Here is a 20,328-nt window from a genome sequence, read left to right on the forward strand (position 1 = left end):
ACGTGCCGTGACGCTTCGGCCCGGTCGGCGGCACGAGGGTCCCGAGGGCAAGTGCGGGAACCGTCAAGGCGGTTGGTCGATGCCGGTCACCCGTGCGTGTGCGACGGGGCGGGCATGGGAGCCGTCGGCGATTCATTGCCGCTAAATGCGGGACATAAGAGTAAATTCCCGACCATTGCTTGAGAGAGGTGTCACCGGCGGACGGGGCGAGGGATGAGCACGGACGACGGTCTCGCGGTGACGACCGGTATCGCGCGCCTGCACGACTCGCCCGGCCTCGCCGGGCCCGGCCGGTTCGGACTGGTGACCCACCACGCCGGAGTCCTCCCCGATCTGCGCCCGGTGGCGCCCGCGCTGCTCGCGGCCGGCGCGCCGCTGGCCGCCCTGTTCGGTCCCGAACACGGGCTGCACGGGACCGGCCAGGCCGGCGAGTCCGAGGCGGTCCGGTTCGACCCCGGCACCGGTCTGCCGGTGCACGACACCTACCGGTGCGCGGGCGAGCGCCTCGACAAACTGCTGATCGACAGTGGCGTCGACGCCCTGGTGTACGACCTCCAGGACATCGGGGCCCGGTTCTACACCTACGCGTGGACCATGTTCGACCTGATGGTCTCGGCGGCCCGCACCGGCGTCCGGTTCGTGGTCGCCGACCGCCCGAACCCGATCGGCGGACTCGTCAGCGAGGGCCCGCTCCTGGACCCGGCGTGGGCCAGCTTCGTCGGGCGCGTCCCGATCCCCGTCCGGCACGGCCTCACCTGCGGTGAACTCGCCCGGCACTTCAACGCCTCCGCCGTTCCCGAAAGGGCGGGCCGGGCCGTCGAGTTGACGGTGATCGAAGCCGTCGGCTGGCGGCGCTCCCTGGACGCCGAGGCCACCGGGCTGCCCTGGATCGCCCCCTCGCCGAACATCCCGACACCCGCCACCGCCCTCGTCTACCCCGGCACCTGCCTCTTCGAGGGGACCGACCTCTCCGAGGGCCGCGGCACCACACAGCCTTTCGAGATCGTCGGCGCCCCCTACCTCGACGGGCGGTTCGCGCCCGCGCTCGCCGAACTCGCCCTGCCGGGAGTGCACTTCCGCGACCTGCGCTATGTACCGGCCTTCCACAAGCACGCGGGACGGCCGCTGCGCGGAGTCCAGTTGCACGTCACCGACCGCGTGGCGTTCGCACCCGTCCGCACCGCCGTCGCGATGCTCGCCGTGCTCCGCCGCCTGTACCCGGACGACTTCGCCTGGCACACCGCCGAGGGCGGCGCCGAGGGGACCGGCCACCGGCACTTCATCGACCTGCTGTGGGGGTCCGACCGGCTGCGGCGGGCCGTCGACGCGGGCGACGACCCGCTGCCGCTGTGCGGCCCGCCGGCCCCGCCCGGCCGGTGGGCCGGCGACGACGTGCTGCTCTACCCCGCGGACCTGCCGCCCCGCCCGGAAGGACGATCCCGCCGATGACCGACCGCACGACGACGACCCAGGCCGCGATCCGTGGCTTTCGCGCGGGCGACGGCCCGCTGGTGGTGGAGGCCTGGCGCCGCAGCGTGCCGGCCGACCCCATCACCCCGGACCGCTTCCGCACCCTGGTACTGCTCGACCCCAACTTCGACCCCGAAGGGCTGCGGGTCGCCGTCGACGGCGACCGTGTGGTCGGCGCCGCCTACGCGGTGCGGCGGCTGACGCCCATGGCCGGCACCGACCTGGAGCCGGAGCAGGGCTGGATCCCGTTCTTCTTCGTCGCCCCCGACGCCCGCGGGCACGGACTCGGCCGCCGGCTGCTGACCGAGGCCCTCGACTGGCTGCACGGCCACGGCCGTACCCGGGTGGACTTCTCGTCGTACACCCCGAACTACGTGTTCCCGGGCCTGGACGCCGAGGCCTACCCGGAGGCGGCCGGGCTCCTGGAGTCCCTGGGCTTTCGCACGCTGTACGAGGCGGCCGCGATGGACCGCGGCCTGGTCGGCTACCGCCGTCCGGACGACGTGACCCGCCGCCTGGACCAACTGACCGGGCGCGGCTACCGGTTCGCGACCCCGGCCGACGACGACCTGGTGGATCTCCTCGCGCTCGCCGGGAGCCGCTTCGGCCCCGACTGGGCGTGCACGATCCGGGCGTGTCTGGCCGCGGGTACACCGCTCGACCGGATCGTCGTCGCCCGCGACCCGGCCGGCCGGATGGTCGGCTGGGCGATGCACGGCGCGTTCGACTCGGTGGACGAGCGGTTCGGCCCGATCGGGGTGCTGGAGGAGATGCGCGGCACCGGACTCGGCGAAGTCCTCCTCCACCTGGTCCTGGAACGGATGCGGGCCCTGCGCGCGCACTGCGCGTGGTTCCTGTGGACCGGCGCACAGTCGCCGGCCGGCCACCTCTACCGGAAGACCGGCTTCACCACGACCCGGGTGTTCCACGTGCTGCGCCGGGAGGCGGCCGCCCGATGACACCGACATCCCCGGCCGGCCGGTTGCGCCGCCGTCACCTCGCCCTCGCGCTGCCCTCGGCGCTGCTCGCGTCCGGCTGTGCCGCGCCCTACCGGGGCACCGGGCGGCCCGGGGAGCCGGTCGTCCTCACCCTGCTCTCCCACTATGCGAGCGGCGAGCTGAAAGAGGCCCTGCGGGTCCCCGTCGACGAGTGGAACGCCACCCACGACCGGGTCAAGGTGGCGACGAAGGCCGTGGAGTTCACCGACCTGCTGACCACGTTCATGGTCCGCCAGGCCGCGGGCCAGGGCGCCGACATCCTCCAGCCGTACTGCCTGTGGAACGGCCAGCTCGTCCGGGCCGGCGTCCTGCGGCCGGCCCCGGCCGGGCACGCCGAGGAGATCAGGCGCGGTTACGGAGCCGCCGCGGTCGGCTCCTCGTCGGTGGCGGGCCGGGTCTACGGATACCCCACCGAGACGCAGACGTACGCCCTCTACTACAACAAGCGGCTGCTGCGCGCGGCCGGCGTCGACGGACCCCCGCGCACCTGGCGGGAGTTGGAGGAGACGGCGTACCGCACCGCCCGGCGGGACGGCTACGGCAACACCCTGGTCCAGGGGTTCGGCCTGTCGACCTACGACGACTCCACGACCGTTGGCCAGACCCTCGCGCTGCTCAACGCCGCCGGCGGACGGTTCGTCGCCGCGGACGGCAGGAGCACCGCCATCGACTCGCCGGCCGGCCGGGCCGTGCTCGACCTGCAGCACCGCCTCGTCGCCAAGGGCGCGAGCGACCCCGGCGTCAACGTCTACAAGGCGTTCGCGTCCGGGCAGGTCGCCATGGTGATCAGCGCCGGCTGGTGGACGGCGAACCTCAAGTCCCTGATGGGCGAGGCCTACCACGACGTCGGCGTGGCGCCCGTGCCGCTGCCCGAGGCGGACGGCCGGCGCGCCACGCTCTCCACCGGCTTCATGCTCGGCGTCAACACCGCCAGTGGACATCCGCGTGAGGCCTGGGAGTTCCTGCGCTGGCTCAACACCGACAAGGTGCGCGGTGCCACCCGGATGAGCGCCCTGCAGGTGTCGGTGGGTTCCCTGACCGGCCGCGCCGACGACATGCGGACCCTGCTCGGCGCCGGCGGCGACCCGAACCTGCGGCCGTTCCTGGACGCGCTGGCCTACGCGGTGCCGGAGCCGAACGGGCCGGGCGCGCAGCAGGCCAAGTCGCTGCTGCGCAAGAACATCGAGGCGCTGTGGACCGGTCAGCAGTCCGTCGACGAGGCCCTGCGCACCACCCGCCGCCAGGTCGACCAGGAGGTGTCGCGCTCATGGTGAACGCCACCCTGACAGCGGAGGCCGCCGAACGGGCCGCCCGCCTTCCGTCCGCCGTCGGCGTCCGCGGGAGCGGACGGGACCGGCAAAAGCGCCGCCAGGCCGTCGTCGCCTACCTCTTCCTGGCGCCGACACTGCTGTTCTACGCCGTCTTCCTCGCCCTGCCGCTCGGCTTCGCGCTGCTGCTGTCCATGTCCCGCTGGGCGGGCTTCGACCTCGGTGACATCGACCCCGTCGGACCGGAGAACTTCGCCCGCCTCTTCGCGGACGGGGCGACGTTCCTGACACCGGTCCTCACCAACACGCTGCTGTTCGCCCTCGGCACCGTGGCCCTCGCGCTGGCCGGCTCCGTGCTCGTCGCCACCTGCATCGACAAACTCCGGTTCCAGGGGCTGTGGCGGACCCTGTACTTCCTGCCGATCGTCACGACCGTCGTCGCCGTCGGGAACGTCTGGAAGTACATGTACGAACCAGGCGGCCTCGTCAACGGCGTCCTCAACGCCCTCGGGCTCGGCTCGGTGGCCTTCCTCCAGGACCCGGACACCGCGCTGCCCGCGGTCGTCGTCGTCCAGGCCTGGGCCTCGGTCGGCTCGGCGATCCTCGTCCTGACCGCCGGGCTGAAGTCCGTCCCCCAGTCGTACTACGAGGCCGCCGCGCTCGACGGCGCCGGGCCCGTCACCGTCTTCTGGCGGATCACGCTGCCCCTGCTGCGGCCCTCCCTGCTGTTCGTGTGCATCACCCAGTTCCTCACCGGCCTCCAGTCGTTCGCGCTGATCATCGTGATGACCAAGGGCGGACCCGGAGACGCGACCGACGTGGCCGCCCTTGAGATGTACCGGCAGGCCTTCTCCTACGGCGACTGGGGCACCGCGAGCGCCGCCGCCTTCGTGCTCTTCGCGGTGGTCCTCACGGTCACCCTGGTCCAATTGTGGCTCTTCCGGCGCAAGGGGGAGGACGCGTGATGCGCCGACGGTTCCCGTGGCTGTCGTACCTGCTGGTCGTCACCGGCGCCGTGCTCACGGTGGTGCCGTTCCTCGACATGGTGATGACGTCCTTCAAGGGCGCCGACGAGGCCGGCCGGCTGCCCTACCGGTTCCTGCCCGAGGCGTTCGACCTGTCCAACTACCGGGCCGCCATCCACCAGCTGGACTTGCCGGTGCTCTTCCGCAACAGCGTCGTCGCCACGGCCGTGATCAGCGGTTCGGTGCTGGTCACCTCGTCGCTCGCCGGCTACGCGCTCGCCAAACTCCGCTTCCCCGGCCGGGACTTCGTCTTCCGCCTGGTGCTGTCGACGATGATGTTCCCGCCGTTCCTCTTCCTCGTCCCGCACTTCCTGATCCTGGTGCACTGGCCGCTGGCGGGCGGCAACGACCTGTTCGGGCGCGGCGGCGCCGGCCTGACCGTCAGCATCGCGGCGCTCGCCATGCCGTTCCTCGTCAGCAGCTTCGGGATCTTCCTGATGCGCCAGTTCATGGTCTCCGTGCCGGACGAGGTGCTGGAAGCCGCACGCATCGACGGGGCCGGCGAGTTCACCGTGTGGTGGCGGATCGTCGTCCCGCAGACCAAGCCGGTCCTCGTCACCCTCGGACTGCTGACGTTCGTCGACGCCTGGAACGAGTACATCTGGGCGCTGCTCGTCTCAACCGCCAACCCGGACGTGATGACCCTGCCCGTCGGCATCCAGCTCCTGCAGGACTACGTCGACCCGACCCGCACGACGCCGATCGTCATGGCCGGCCTGGTCCTGAGCACCCTGCCGGTCCTGGTGCTCTTCCTGCTGCTGCAGAAGCACTACATCCGCGGTGTGATGCTCAGCGGCCTCAAGTGAACCGCGGATCCTACCCAGATCGTGGTGTCGATACGCCGTTTGTCGTAGCACAGCGGATTGTCCTTGGGGGGTTTGTTCTCTCATCGCTCGTGCGGTACGTCTGCACCATGCAACAGTTCGAGCGCACCCGTTGTGACGAGCGGCCTCAACTGCCCTGGCCAGGGACGTTTCTTGGCGGTCCTGCCTAAAGGACATCCCAGCGTCAGCCCAACTTCTTCAAGGGCCGCTTGACGTCAATTCCACGATCGGGTGACACTGATGTTGCTTTTGACGTTCCTCGATACGTCAGTGCAAAAAATGGAGAGCTAATGTCATTGGAACAGCCCGCCCTCCCGTTATCGCGAAGCGCCACCGAGGTTTCCGCCGACGAGTTACCCGCTGTTCTCGGCGGGTTCGATCTCAGCGACCAGGACCGGTTCGGTGCCGGTTTCCCGCACGAGGTCTTCGCCCGGCTCCGCCGGGAAGCACCGATCCTGCTCCACCCGCCGGGCCGCACCCGCGACGGCGAGAACTTCTGGGTCCTGTCCCGCTACGCCGACGTGGTCGAAGCCGCGGCTCATCCGCTGCTGTCCTCCCAGGGCGGCGGCGACCGCGAGGGCGGCGGCACCCACCTCGACGACCTGCCCGCCGGCACCTACTCCGGCGCGATGCTGAACATGATGGACGACCCACGGCACCGGTTGCTGCGCGACCTGGTCAGCCCCTCGGTCACCGGCCCGGTCCTCGAGGCGCTGGCCCCGACCATCACCGAACGCGCCGAGACGATCATCGACGAGGTCGTCAAGCAGGGCTCCTGCGACTTCCAGAACGACGTGGCCGGCCGGTACTCGGTCGAGGTCATGGCCGCGCTGATGGGCATCCCCCGCGCGGACTGGCCGCAGTTCGTCGAGTGGACCGAGGTCGTGATGGGCTACGAGGACCGTGAGTCCGGCGAGGCCTCCTCCCGCAGCCAGGCCTCCCTGCTGGCCATGTACCAGTACGGCGTGAAACTGATCGCCGACAAGCGCGCCGAGCCGGCCCGGGACTTCCTGTCCGTGATCGCCGCCGGTGACCTCCCGGAGGGCCACGGCGAACCGCCGCTGCGCGAGTACGAGCGCGAGGTGTTCGTCAACCTGCTGACCCTGGCCGGCAGCGAGCCCACCCGCAACGTGATCGCGGTCGGCCTGCTCGCCCTGGCCGAACGGCCGGAACAGTGGCAGGCGCTGCGCGCCGACCGCTCGCTGCTGGACAGCGCGGTCGAGGAGATGATGCGCTGGTCCACGCCGACGCCGTACAACCGGCGGACGGCCACCGAGGACTTCACCTTCAACGGCGTACGGATCGGCCGCGGCGACAAGGTGACGCTGTGGTGGTCCTCGGCCAACCGGGACGAGAGCGTGTTCGACGACGCCATGTCCTTCGACGTGCGCCGGAACCCCAACCCGCACGTGGCCTTCGGCCAGGGGCCGCACAGCTGCCTCGCCGTCGACCTCGCCCGTATCGAACTGCGCACGCTGTTCGGCGTGCTGCTCGACCGGGTCGCCGAGGTACGGCTGACCGGTCCGGTGCCCTGGGCCAACAACAGCAAGCACACGGTGGCCCTGAGAGTGCCCGTGGAGTTCGTCCGCGCCTGAGCGGGCCCGCGTCCTGCCGCGTACGGCGGACGCCCTCACCCCGGCCGCCGCGCGGCGGATCCGGGGACGACGGTCACGACGTGGTGACCGCGGCAGCCTGAAGCGGACCGGCGCCCGACGCCGGTCCGCGCCCCGCCCACGATCCGATCGGCCCGGTGCTGCCCCGGGCCGCCCCTGCGGCATGCCCGCCGGCCGAACGCGCCGGGGTTGTCAGCCGGGTGTGTTCAAGGGGCCGCTTCGGCCCAGGGGCCGCTCAGCCCTGCCCGTGGCACAGCGCAACCGTGGACGTCCGGAACATCAGCTGCCGGGCGGATCAGACGTGTCCTCGATGAGACGACGTGGAGGGGGAGACCGGCGTGGGTGACCGAGTGGGCAACGCCGCCGACCAGGAACCGGTGGCGGTCGTCGGCCTGGCGTGCCGGCTGCCGGGGGCGGCAGACCCCGCCGAGTTCTGGCGGCTGCTGCACGACGGACGGGACGCGCTGGGCGAACCCGGTCCACGGCGCTGCCACCCGGACGGCCCGGCGGTACCCGTACTGCCCTCCGGCGAACCGGTACGGGCGGGCTTCCTCGACCAGGTCGACTCCTTCGACGCCGGGTTCTTCGGCATCTCCCCGGGCGAGGCGGCCGTGTTGGACCCGCAGCAGCGGCTGGTCCTCGAACTGGCCTGGGAGGCCTTCGAGAACGCCGGGATCATCCCGGGCGACGGCGGCCACCAGGGCGGCACCGGGGTGTACGTCGGCGCCACCTACGACGACTACGCGACGCTTCGCGGCGCCCGCCTGAGCCCGCACTCGGCCACCGGGCGCAACCGGGCGATGATCGCCAACCGGGTGTCCTACGCCCTGCGGCTGCGCGGCCCCAGCCTGGTGGTGGACAGCGCCCAGTCCTCCGCACTGCTCGCCGTCCACCTGGCCTGCCGGGCCCTCGCGGCGGGGGAGTGCACGACGGCGCTGGCCGGCGGCGTCAACCTGAACATCACCCAGGACGGCTACGACGTCACCCAGGCGCTCGGCGCCATCTCACCGGACGGGCGCTGCCACACCTTCGACGAACGGGCCGACGGGTTCGTGCGCGGCGAGGGGGGCGCGGTCCTGGTGCTCAAGCCGCTGTCGGCGGCACTGGCCGACGGGGACACCGTGCACGCGGTGATCCGCGGCAGCGCCGTCAACAACGACGGCGGCGGCGACTCGCTCACCGCCCCCCGCCAGGAGGCCCAGCAGGACGTGCTGCGCCTCGCCTGCGCGACGGCCGGTGTGTCCCCGGCCGACCTCGACTACGTCGAACTGCACGGGACCGGAACGCCGTTGGGCGACCCCGTCGAGGCCGCGGCCCTCGGCGCGGTGGCCGGACCCGGGCGCGAGCGGGGGCGGCCGCTGCTGGTCGGCTCGGTGAAGACCAACATCGGGCACCTGGAGGGCGCGGCCGGGATCGCCGGACTGCTCAAGATGGTGCTGTGCCTCTCGCACCGGGAACTGGTGCCCAGCCTGAACTTCCGCACCGCCAACCCACGGATCCCGCTGACGGAGCTGGGCCTGCGGGTGGTCACCGAGACCGGGCCGTGGCCCGCCACGCGGGGCCCGCTGCTCGCCGGGGTGAGCTCGTTCGGCATGGGCGGCGCCAACTGCCACCTGGTCCTCGCCGAGCCGCCCGCTCCCCGCCCGGCACCGGTCCACGACACCGAGGGGGCCGGGGAGTACGACGGCCCGGTACTGGTTCCGCTGACCGCACGAGCCCCGGCGGCGCTGGCCGAACTGGCCGGGCTGGTCGGCGAGTCGACGGCATCCCCGGTGGACCTGGCCTACTCGCTGGCCACCACGCGCGGTCCGCTGGAGCGGCGGGCGGTGCTGGTCGCCGAGTCCGCCGACGAAGTACCCGGCCTCCTGACGGCGCTGGCCGGGGACACGGCGAACGCCCGGGTGGTGCGCGGCACGGCCGCCGAGGGACGGACCGTGTTCCTCTTCGCCGGGCAGGGCAACCAGCGGCCGGGCATGGGCCGGGAGATCTACCGGCGCCACCCCCTGTTCGCCGCCGCCGTGGACGCCGTCGCCGCGGAACTGCGCCCGCACCTGCCCCGGCCGCTGCTCGACGTGGTCTTCGCCGAGGCGGGCTCGGCGGACGCCGCCCTGCTGGACGAACCGGCCTACACCCAGCCCGCGTTGTTCGCCGTCCAGGTCGGGCTGTACCGGCTGGTGGAGAGCTGGGGGATCACCCCGGACGCGGTGCTCGGCCACTCCTTCGGCGAACTGGCCGCCCTGCACGTCGCCGGGGCGATGTCACTGCCCGACGCCTGCGCGCTGGTCGCCGCCCGCGGCCGGCTGATGCAGGACATCCCGCCCGGCGGGGCGATGATCCTGGTCGAGGCGTCCGAGGCGGAGCTGCTGCCGGACGTCGAGGCGACCGGCCGACTGGTGTCGATCGCCGCCCTCAACAGCCCCACCGCCACCGTGCTCTCCGGGGACGTGGACGCCACCCTGGCGATCGCCGCACGGTGGTCCGCGCGGGGCCGGCGCACCCGCCGCATCCAGGTCACGATCGCCAGCCACTCGCCGCAGGTGGACGGCATCCTGGACGGGATGCGCGCGGCCGCGGCCCGCATCGACTGGCGGACCCCGACCCTGCCGGTCATCTCCTCGCTGACCGGCGCCGAACTGGACGTCACCGGCCTGGACTGGCCGGAGTTCTGGGCCCGGCACACCCGCGGCACCGTACGGTTCGCCGACGCCATCGCCACCGCCTGCGCGGACGGCGCCCGCACCTTCCTGGAACTCGGCCCGGACGGGACCCTGTGCGCCATGGGCCCGGGCAGCGCGCCCGAGGACGTGGCGTTCGTCTCCGCGCTGGCCGGCGGCGAACGCCCCGACCTGCGATCACTGCTCACCGCCGTGGCCCGGGTGCACACCCGCGGCGTCCCCGTGGACTGGGCGCGGTTCTACGACGGCTCCGGAGCCCGGCGGATCCCGCTGCCCACCTACCCCTTCCAGCGGCGGCGGCACTGGATCGCCGGGGTGACGGCCACCGGCGGCGCGACCCCCGTCGTACCCGCCGTGTCAGCCGTACCGGCCGCGGCGGAGATCGGGACGCCGGCCCGCCCCGACTCGGGACTCGCCGGACTGCCCGCGGCCGAGCGGGAGCAGGCGGTACGCGCGCTGGTACGCGCCGAGGTGGCCGCGGCGCTGGAGCTGGACTCCGCCGAACAGCTGGACATGCGGCGGCCGTTCAAGGACCTGGGCTTCGGCTCGCTGATGACGGTGGAGCTGGGGCAGCGGCTGGCCGACGTGACCGGGGTACGGCTGCCCGCCACCGCCGTACTCGACCACCCCACCCCAGAACGGATCACCGCGCACCTGACCGCCGAACTGGCCGCCGGGACACGGCGGGACGCCGGGCCCGAGAGGCCGCCCGCGGATCCCGCGCCCGCCACCGACCCGATCGCGATCGTGGGGATGGCCTGCCGGTTCCCCGGTGGGGTCGGCTCGCCCGAGGACCTGTGGGACCTGGTGGCCGCCGGCACCGACGCGATCGGCGGCTTCCCCACCGACCGCGGCTGGGACCTGGACGGGCTCTTCGACGCGGACCCGGACCGGCCGGGACGCAGCTACGCACGCACCGGCGGATTCCTCTACGGGGCCGCCGAGTTCGACGCGGACCTGTTCGGTATCTCGCCGCGCGAGGCGCTCGCCATGGACCCCCAGCAGCGGCTGCTCCTGGAGACCTCCTGGGAGGCACTGGAGCGGGCCGGCATCGACCCGCTCTCCCTGCGGGACAGCGCGACCGGAGTGTTCTCCGGGGTGATGGCACAGGACTACGGCCCCCGGATGCACGAGGGCGCCGACGGCCTCGACGGCTACGTGCTGACCGGCACCACCGCCAGCGTCGCCTCCGGCCGCGTCGCCTACAGCCTGGGACTGCGCGGGCCCGCGGTCACCGTGGACACCGCCTGCTCCTCGTCGCTGGTGGCGGTGCATCTCGCGGCCCAGGCACTGCGGTCGGGGGAGTGCTCGCTGGCGCTGGCAGGCGGGGTGACGGTGTTGCCCACGCCGGGCATCTTCGTGGAGTTCTCCCGGCAGCGCGGACTCGCGGCGGACGGGCGGTGCAAGTCGTTCGCGGCGGCCGCCGACGGCACCGGCTGGGCGGAGGGCGCCGGTCAGCTCGTCCTGGAACGGCTGTCCGACGCGCGCCGCAACGGCCACCCCGTGCTCGCCGTACTGCGCGGCTCAGCGGTGAACCAGGACGGCGCCTCCAACGGCCTGACCGCCCCCAACGGCCCCGCGCAGGAAGGCGTGATCCGCACCGCGCTGGCCACCGCAGGACTGTCCGGCGCGGACGTGGACCTGGTGGAGGCGCACGGCACCGGCACCACCCTGGGCGACCCGATCGAGGCCCACGCACTGCTGGCCACCTACGGCCAAGGCCGCACCGGCGACCCGCTCTGGCTGGGCTCGCTGAAGTCCAACATCGGGCACACGCAGGCCGCCGCCGGTGTCGCGGGTGTGATCAAGGTCGTACAGGCGCTGCGGCACGGGCTGCTGCCGCGCACCCTGCACGTGGACGAACCCTCGCCGTACGTGGACTGGGCGTTCGGCGAGGTACGGCTGCTGACGGAGGAGCGGCCCTGGCCGGAGCGCGGCCGGCCGCGCCGGGCCGGGGTGTCCTCGTTCGGGATCAGCGGCACCAACGCCCACGTCATCGTGGAGCAGGCGCCCGAGGTGGTGCCGGTGGAACCCGCGTCGGCACCGGATCGAGCGGTGCGGTCCGCTCCCGTACCGGTGGTGGTGTCCGGGCAGACGGCGGCCGCGTTACGGGCGCAGGCGGCACGGCTGGCCGCGCACCTGGAGAGCGAGCCGGGGGCGGCTCTCGCGGACGTCGCCCGCGCGGCCGCCACCACCCGGGCCGCGCTCCCGCACCGCGCCGTGTGCACCGCGACCGACCGCACGGACCTGGTACGAGGGCTACGCGCCCTCGCCGCCGACGAGGAGACGCCCGGCCTGGTGCGCGGGGTCGCCGACGTCGACGGCCGGACGGTGTTCGTGTTTCCGGGGCAGGGGGCGCAGTGGGCGGGGATGGCGGTGGAACTGCTGGATTCCTCGCCGGTGTTCGCGGAGCGGGTGGCTGAGTGTGCTTCGGCGCTCGGTGAGTTCGTGGACTGGTCGCTGTTGGGTGTGCTGCGGGGTGAGGCGGGTCAGCCGTCCCTGGAGCGGGTGGATGTGGTGCAGCCGGTGTCGTTTGCGGTGATGGTGTCGCTCGCCGCGTTGTGGCGGTCGTTCGGGGTGGAGCCGGACGCGGTGGTGGGGCATTCGCAGGGGGAGATCGCCGCCGCGTGCGTGGCGGGGGCCCTGTCCCTGCGCGACGCCGCCAAGGTGAGCGCGCTGCGCAGCGCCGCGCTCGGCGCGCTGTCCGGTGCCGGCGGGATGATGTCGGTGGCGCTCCCGGTCGCCGAACTGGAGCCGCGGCTGGCGCGCCGGGACGGGCGGGTGTCGGTCGCCGCGGTCAACGGGCCTGCGGCGGTGGTCCTCTCCGGGGAACCCGGAGCCCTCCGGGAACTCGAAGCCGAACTGACCGCCGAAGGCGCGCGGGCCCGGCTGGTCGCGGTGGACTACGCCTCGCACTCCGCTCAGGTGGAGCGCATCCGCACCGAACTGCTGGACCGGCTCGCCGGGCTGGAGCCGCGCGCTGCCAAGGTCCCCTTCTACTCCACGGTGACCGGCGAACGGCTCGACACGGCAACCCTGGACGCCGAGTACTGGTACCGGAACCTGCGCCAGACCGTCCGCTTCGAGGAGACGATCCGCGAACTGGACCGCACCGGGCACCGCGTGTTCGTCGAGACCAGTCCGCACCCGATCCTGACCGCGGCCGTCCAGGAAACCGTCGAGGCGGCGGGCAGCACGGCCGTGGTGGTCGGCTCGCTGCGCCGCGACCAGGGCGGCCCCGGCCGGTTCCTGCAGTCGCTGGCCGAGGCCCAGGTACGCGGAGTCCCCGTGGCATGGGCCCCTGCCTTCGGCGTCCCGGGCCACCGGACGGAGCTGCCCACCTACGCCTTCCAACGCCGGCGCTACTGGCTGCCCACCCCGGTGGGCGGCACCGACCCCGCCGGGCTCGGGCTGGACGCCACCGCCCACCCGCTCCTGGGCGCCGCCGCGCCGGTGGCCTCCACCGGTGAACTGCTGCTGACCGGTGAGCTGTCCCGGCAACGGCAGCCCTGGCTGGCCGAGCACACCGTCTTCGGCACCGCCGTACTGCCCGGCACGGCCTTCGTGGAGATGGCCGTGCGCGCCGGGGACGAGGCGGGCTGCCGGGTGCTGGAGGAGCTGACCGTGCACGCGCCCCTGCCGCTGCCCGAGCGTGGCGGCGTACGGGTACAGGTGGTGCTCGGCGCGCCCGGCGAGGACGGCGGCCGGGCCGTGGACGTGTACTCCCGGCCGGGCGAGGGCCCCGAGTGGACGCACCACGCCGCCGGCAGGCTCGGCACGACGGAGGTCTCCCCGCCCGCGACCGGCGACTGGCTGCCGGCGGGCGCCACCCCGGTCGAACTCGCCGACCGCTACCCGGCTCTGGCCCGGCTCGGCTACGGCTACGGGCCGGTCTTCCAGGGCCTGCGCCGACTGTGGCGGCACGGCGAGGACCTGTTCGCCGAAGTCGCCCTGCCCGAACCGGCGTCGGCGGACGCCGGAGCGTACGGGCTGCACCCGGCGCTGCTGGACGCGGCGCTGCACGCGGCCGTCCCGGCCGACGCCACGGCCGCCACCGGGCTGCCGTTCGCCTTCACCGGGGTCCGGCTGTACCGGACCGGTGCCACCGCGGCGCGGGTACGGCTGCGTCCCGCGGCCGGCGAAGCCGTCTCCCTCACCGTGACCGACGCCGAGGACAACCCCGTCGCGGTGATCGACTCGCTGGCGTTCCGCCCGGTCAGCGCCGAACAGCTCGCCGTCGGCCGCCGGGATCACCTGTACCGCACCGGCTGGGTTCCGTCGGCGCCCCCGGCGCAGGACGGGGCCTGGGTGTGGCTGTCGGACCTGGACCCGGACGGGCCGGTGCCCGCGGTGGTGGGCGTTGCGGTGGCCGGGGTGACCGACGCCCTGACGGTGACGCGGCGCTGGCTGGCCGAGGAGCGGTTCGCCGCGTCCAGGCTGGTACTGCTCACGCGCGGTGCGGTCGCCACCGGACCGGGCGAGCCGGTCGATCCCGACGCGGCGGCGGTGTGGGGTCTGGTGCGCAGTGCGCAGACGGAGAACCCGGACCGCTTCGTCCTGGTCGACACGGACGGCCACCCCGCGTCCGAGGCGTCGCTGACCTGGCCGGCTGCGACCGGGGAAACCCAACTGGCCCTGCGTGTCGGGCGGTTGCTGGTACCCCGGCTGGCGCGGGTGACGGAGACGGCCGGGGACGCTCCTTGGACGGCTGAGGACGTCGTGCTGATCACCGGGGCGAGCGGGACCCTGGGAGCTTTGGTGGCACGGCACTTGGTGCAGCGGCACGGGGTGCGTGGCGTGGTACTGGCCTCCCGGCGGGGCGGCGACGCGCCGGGAATGGCGGAACTGGGCGCCGAACTGCGGGAATTGGGCGCCGAGGTGGCCATGGTGGCATGTGATGTGGCCGAGCGGGACGCGGTGGCCGCGTTGCTGGCCGAGCACCCGGTGACGGCCGTGGTGCACGCCGCCGGCGTTCTCGACGACGGGGTGCTGGCCGCGCTCACCCCCGAGCGGGTGACCGAGGTGTTCCGGGCGAAGGTGGACGGGGCGCGCCACCTGGCCGAGCTGACCGGCCCGGAACTCACGGCGTTCGTGCTCTTCTCCTCCGTGGCGGGGACGCTGGGCAACGCGGGGCAGGCCGCCTACGCGGCGGCCAACGCCGCGCTGGACGGGCTGGCCGCCCAGCGCCGGGCGGCCGGGCTGCCCGCGACCGCGGTGGCCTGGGGGCTGTGGGCCGAGAGCAGCGGCATGACCGAGGGCATGGCCGACACGGACCGGGCCCGGCTGGCCCGCGCCGGTGTGGTGCCGCTGGACTCCGCCACCGCACTGGACCTGTTCGACACGGCCATCGCGCTGGACGACCCGGTGCTGCTCGCCGCCCGCCTGGACCCGGTGGCGCTGCGCGAGCGGGCGGCCGAGGGCGTGCTGTCGCCGGTGCTGCGCGCACTGGTGCCGGTGGTGCGTCGCGCCGCGGCCACGGAGGGTCCGGCCGACGGCGCCGACGGGCTGCTGCGACGGCTGGCCGAGGGGGAACCGCTGCGGGTCCTCCAGGACCTGGTGCTCACCCAGGCGGCGGTGGTGCTCGGCCACTCCGACCCGGGCGGGCTGTCACCGGACCGGCCGTTCAAGGACTTCGGCTTCGACTCACTGACCGCGGTGGAACTGCGCAACCGGCTGGGCCGGGCGACCGGCGTACGGCTGCCCGCGACCGTGGTGTTCGACCACCCCACCCCCGCCGCACTCGCCGGATACCTGCGCGGCGAAGTCATCGGCGACGCCACCGCCGAGAGCGCCCCGCCCGCCGCCGCCCCGGTGGTGGCCGCGGACGAGCCGATCGCGATCATCGGCATGGCCTGCCGTTTCCCGGGCGGGGTCGCCTCCCCGGAGGACCTGTGGGACCTGGTGGCCGACGGCGTCGACGCCGTCGGCGGGTTCCCCACCGACCGGGGCTGGGACGTCACCGGCCTGTACGACCCCGACCCGGACCACCCGGGCACCAGCTACACCCGGCACGGCGGCTTCCTCTGCGACGCGGGCCGGTTCGACGCCGGGCTGTTCGGGATCTCGCCGCGCGAGGCCCTCGCCATGGACCCGCAGCAGCGGCTGCTCCTGGAGACCGCCTGGGAGGCGCTGGAGCGCGCCGGGATCGACCCGACCTCGGTACGCGGCAGCCAGACCGGCGTGTTCACCGGCGTGATGTACCACGACTACGCCACCGCGCTGCGGGAGCTGCCCGAGGGCGTCGAGGGGCACCTGCTCACCGGCACCGCCGGCAGCGTCGCCTCCGGCCGGGTCGCCTACACGCTCGGGCTGCAGGGGCCCGCGGTCACCGTGGACACGGCATGCTCCTCCTCGCTGGTGGCCATGCACCTCGCGGCCCAGGCGCTGCGCTCCGGTGAGTGCTCGCTTGCCCTGGCCGGTGGTGTGACGGTGATGGCCGAGCCGACCACGTTCACCGCGTTCTCCCGGCAGCGCGGACTCGCCGCCGACGGACGGTGCAAGCCCTACGCCGGGGCCGCCGACGGCACCGGCTGGTCCGAGGGCGTCGGCCTGCTGCTGCTCGAACCGCTCTCCGCCGCCCGCCGCAACGGCCACCGCGTGCTGGCCGTGCTGCGCGGCTCGGCCGTCAACCAGGACGGCGCCTCCAACGGCCTGACCGCCCCCAACGGCCCCTCGCAGGAAAGGGTGATCCGCACCGCGCTGGCCGCCGCCGGAGTCCGCGCCCAGGACGTCGACGCGGTCGAGGGCCACGGCACCGGGACGCCGCTGGGCGACCCGATCGAGGCGCAGGCGCTGCTGGCCACCTACGGCCGGGACCGTACCGGCGATCCGCTGTGGCTGGGGTCGGTCAAGTCGAACATCGGGCATGCGCAGGCCGCGGCCGGAGCGGCCGGCGTGATCAAGATGGTGCAGGCGATACGGCACGGGGTGCTGCCCCGCACCCTGCACGTCGACGCGCCCTCACCGCACGTGGACTGGGCGTCCGGTGAGGTGCGGCTGCTGACGGAGGCGCGGCCGTGGCCGGAGCACGGACGGCCGCGCCGGGCCGGGGTCTCCTCGTTCGGCATCAGCGGCACCAACGCGCATGTCGTCATCGAGCAGGCGGAGGAGGAGGCGGACGCGGCTGCGGATGCCGGGGTCGGGCAGGTGGACGGGTCCGCTGGGGCGCGGCCGGACACCGAGCCGGGGCTGGTGCCGGTCGCGGTGTCCGGGCAGAGCGCGGAGGCGCTGCGGGAGCAGGCCGCACGGCTGGCGGCGCATCTCGCGGAGCACCCCGGCGAGCGGGTGCGGGACATCGCCTGGTCCAGCGTGACCGGCCGGGCCGCGCTGGAACACCGCGCGGTCGTCCTGGCCGCCGGACCGGAGCAACTCGGCGAGCGTCTCGGGGCGCTGGCCGAGGGCCGGGACGTCCCGGGCGTGGTGCGCGGCACCGCGGCCGACGCGGCACGGCGGGTGGCGTTCGTGTTCCCCGGGCAGGGCGCGCAGTGGGCCGGGATGGCGCTGGATCTGCTCGACTCCGCACCGGTGTTCGCCACCCGGCTGGCCGAGTGCGCCGCCGCGATCGAGTCGTACGTCGACTGGTCGGTACTGGACGTGCTGCGCGGGCTGCCGGGCGCGCCGACGCTGGAGCGGGTGGACGTGGTGCAGCCGGTGACCTTCGCGGTCACCGTGTCGCTGGCCGCGCTGTGGCGCTCGTACGGTGTGGAACCGGAGGCGGTGATCGGCCACTCGCAGGGCGAGATCGCCGCCGCCTGCGTGGCCGGGGCACTCTCGCTGGGCGACGCCGCCGCGGTGGTGTGCCTGCGCAGCCGTGCGCTGACCGAACTGTCCGGCAAGGGCGGCATGATGTCGGTGGCGCTGCCCGCCGACGAGGTGCGGGCCCTGTTCACCGACGACCGGCTGGGCGTGGCCGCGGTCAACAGCCCCACGTCCACCGTCGTATCCGGCGACCCGGACGCCCTGGACGAGCTACGGGCGACCTGCGAGGAGCGCGGGGTGCGAGCCCGCCGTATCGCGGTGGACTACGCCTCGCACTCCACCCACGTCACCGCCGTCAAGGACAGCCTGGCCGAACTGCTCGCCGGGATCAGTCCGCGGGCGGCGCGCACCGCGCTGTACTCCACGGTCACCGGGCAGCGGCTGGACACCCGGGAGCTCACCGGGGAGTACTGGTACACCAACCTCCGTCGGACCGTCCGGTTCGCCGACGCGGTGCGTACCGCGCTGGACGCCGGGATCGGCACCTTCATCGAGATCAGCCCGCATCCGGTGGTCGCCCCGGGCGTGCAGGAGACGGTGGACGCCGCCGGCGCGCGGGCCGCCGTACTCGCCACGCTGCGGCGCGACGACGGCGGCTGGCCGCGCTTCGCCCAGTCGCTGGCCGAGGCGCAGGTGCGCGGGGCCGGGGTACGGCTGGCCGAGGTGTTCGAGGGCACCGGTGCCCGACGGGTCGACCTGCCCACCTACGCCTTCCAGCACCGCTGGTACTGGCTGGCCGAACAGGCCGGACCCCGCTCCGACACCTGGCGCTACCGCGTCGAGTGGCGTCCAGCGGACCCGCCGGAGCGCACCGAACCGGGCGGCGAGTGGCTGGCGCTGGTGCCCGCCTCGGGTGCGGATCCGGACTGGCTGAAGACGCTCACCGGCGGCCTTCCGGTGCGGACCCTCACCGTGGACACCGAGCATGCCGGCCGCGCCGGCCTCACCGACCGGCTGCGCCGCGCGCTGGCCGAGCACCCCCCGCGCGGGGTGCTGTCCCTGCTGGCCGCCGACCCCCGCTCGCACCGGGACCACCCGGTGGTGCCCGCCGGGGTGGCCGCCACCCTGGCGCTGGTGCAGGCGCTCGGCGATCTGGACGCGGCGGTCCCGCTGTGGCTGGTGACCTCCGGCGCGGTGAGCACCGGCGACGCCGATCCGCTGCGCGAACCGAGTGCGGCGCAGGTGTGGGGCCTGGGCCGGGTGGCGATGCTGGAACACCCGGCGTTCTGGGGCGGCCTCATCGACCTGCCCGCCGAACTCGACGAGACCGCGCTGGAGCAGCTGCGCGCGGTGCTCGCGGGCGGCCGGGGCGACGAGGACCAACTCGCGGTGCGCGGATCCGGCACGCTGCTACGGCGGTTGGTGCGAGCTCCGCTCGACGGCGGCGCGGCCGGCCACTGGCAGGCCCGGGACACCGCGCTCGTGACCGGCGGCACCGGCGCGCTCGGCCCGGAGGTCGCCCGCTGGCTCGCCGCGCAGGGCGTACGGCACGTGGTACTGGTCAGCCGCAGCGGCGCACATGCCGAGGGGATCGCCGAGCTGACGGCCGAACTCGACGGCCTGGGCGTCCGGCTGACCGCCCGCGCCTGTGACATCGGCGACCGGGCCGCCGTCGCCGCCCTGCTGGCCGGGCTGCGCGAGCAGGGCGAGGTGGTGCGCACGGTGGTGCACGCCGCCGCGCTGATGCGGCTGGCCGCGCTCCCCGACACCGACCTCGCCGAATACGCCGACGTCCTCACCGCCAAGGTCCAGGGCGCCCGGCATCTCGTCGAACTGCTCGACCCGGCCGAACTGGACGCCGTGGTCTTCTACTCCTCCATCGCCGGGGTGTGGGGCAGCGGCGACCACGGCGCCTACGCCGCCGCCAACGCCGAACTCGACGCCCTCGCCGAGCAGGCCCGCGCCGCCGGTCTGCCGGTCACCTCGGTGGCCTGGGGCGTCTGGGACGGCGCCCGCTTCCCCGACGGGGTCGACGCCGACCAACTACGCCGCCAGGGCCTGCCGTTGATCGCTCCCGGACCGGCGCTGGACGCGCTGCGCACCGTCCTCGAACGCGCCGAGAGCGGGCTGTCCGTCGCCGACGTCGACTGGACCAGGTTCATGCCGCTGTTCGCCTCCGCCCGCAGCAGGCCGCTGTTCGCCGAGATCCCCGAGGCCCGGCACGTGCTGGACGGCCCCTCCGAACCGGAATCGCAGCCGTCAGGATCGCCCTGGGCACAGCGACTGGCCGGGCTGTCGGACACCGAAGGCCGCAGCACTCTGCTACGGCTGGTACGCGAGCAGGCGGCCGTCGTACTGGGCCACTCCGGCGCCACCGCCATCGGCGCCGACCACGCCTTCCGCGACCTGGGATACGACTCGCTGACCGGGATCGAACTGCGCAACCGGCTCGGCGAGGCGACCGGTCTGGCGCTGCCGGCCACCCTCGTCTTCGACCAGCCCACTCCGGCCGCGGTCGCCGCCTACCTGCGCACCCGGCTCGCGCCCCCCGAACCACCCCTCCTCACCGAGCTGGACCGGCTCGCCGAGCGGCTGTCCCGGGCGGACGCCGACGACGACCGAGCCGGTGTCGAACTGCGGCTGCGGGCGATGCTCGCGCAGTTCGGCAGGGACTTCGGCAACCACGAGGAGGACTTCGACCCGATGTCGAACGAGGAGATGTACGACCTCATCGACCGCGAACTCGGCGCGAACTGA

Annotated in this window: 7 protein-coding genes; all 7 read left to right on the plus strand. The window is 74.1% G+C overall.

Translation table 11 applies throughout. The annotated features are described in order from the left end of the window. The first annotated feature begins 213 nt into the window (after nucleotides 1-213). Nucleotides 214-1,449 carry a DUF1343 domain-containing protein gene (locus tag ABZ642_RS39765; protein ID WP_360494300.1) on the plus strand — a complete coding sequence of 412 codons (1,236 nt, stop codon included), beginning with the start codon at nucleotides 214-216 and terminating at the stop codon, nucleotides 1,447-1,449. Further along, nucleotides 1,446-2,429 carry a GNAT family N-acetyltransferase gene (locus ABZ642_RS39770; protein WP_360494303.1) on the plus strand — a complete coding sequence of 328 codons (984 nt, stop codon included), beginning with the start codon at nucleotides 1,446-1,448 and terminating at the stop codon, nucleotides 2,427-2,429. Before ABZ642_RS39765 ends, ABZ642_RS39770 begins: the two co-directional genes overlap by 4 nt. Then, entirely contained in the window at nucleotides 2,426-3,742 is a 1,317-nt protein-coding gene (locus ABZ642_RS39775; RefSeq protein WP_360494306.1) for an ABC transporter substrate-binding protein, read from the plus strand. Before ABZ642_RS39770 ends, ABZ642_RS39775 begins: the two co-directional genes overlap by 4 nt. Continuing rightward, nucleotides 3,736-4,701: a sugar ABC transporter permease gene (locus ABZ642_RS39780; protein ID WP_360494309.1), complete on the plus strand. Its 966-nt coding sequence runs from the start codon at nucleotides 3,736-3,738 to the stop codon at nucleotides 4,699-4,701. The genes ABZ642_RS39775 and ABZ642_RS39780 overlap by 7 nt, the downstream gene beginning before the upstream one ends. After that, nucleotides 4,701-5,567 (plus strand): carbohydrate ABC transporter permease, encoded by an 867-nt coding sequence (locus ABZ642_RS39785; RefSeq protein WP_360494312.1) that lies wholly within the window; start codon nucleotides 4,701-4,703, stop codon nucleotides 5,565-5,567. The genes ABZ642_RS39780 and ABZ642_RS39785 overlap by 1 nt, the downstream gene beginning before the upstream one ends. 308 nt (nucleotides 5,568-5,875) lie before the next feature. Continuing rightward, nucleotides 5,876-7,180 (plus strand): cytochrome P450, encoded by a 1,305-nt coding sequence (locus tag ABZ642_RS39790; RefSeq protein WP_360494315.1) that lies wholly within the window; start codon nucleotides 5,876-5,878, stop codon nucleotides 7,178-7,180. A gap of 356 nt (nucleotides 7,181-7,536) precedes the next feature. Further along, nucleotides 7,537-20,328 (plus strand): type I polyketide synthase, encoded by a 12,792-nt coding sequence (locus tag ABZ642_RS39795; protein ID WP_360494318.1) that lies wholly within the window; start codon nucleotides 7,537-7,539, stop codon nucleotides 20,326-20,328.

The organism is Streptomyces sp. NPDC007157, assembly GCF_040634235.1.
Taxonomy (GTDB): Bacteria; Actinomycetota; Actinomycetes; order Streptomycetales; family Streptomycetaceae; genus Streptomyces.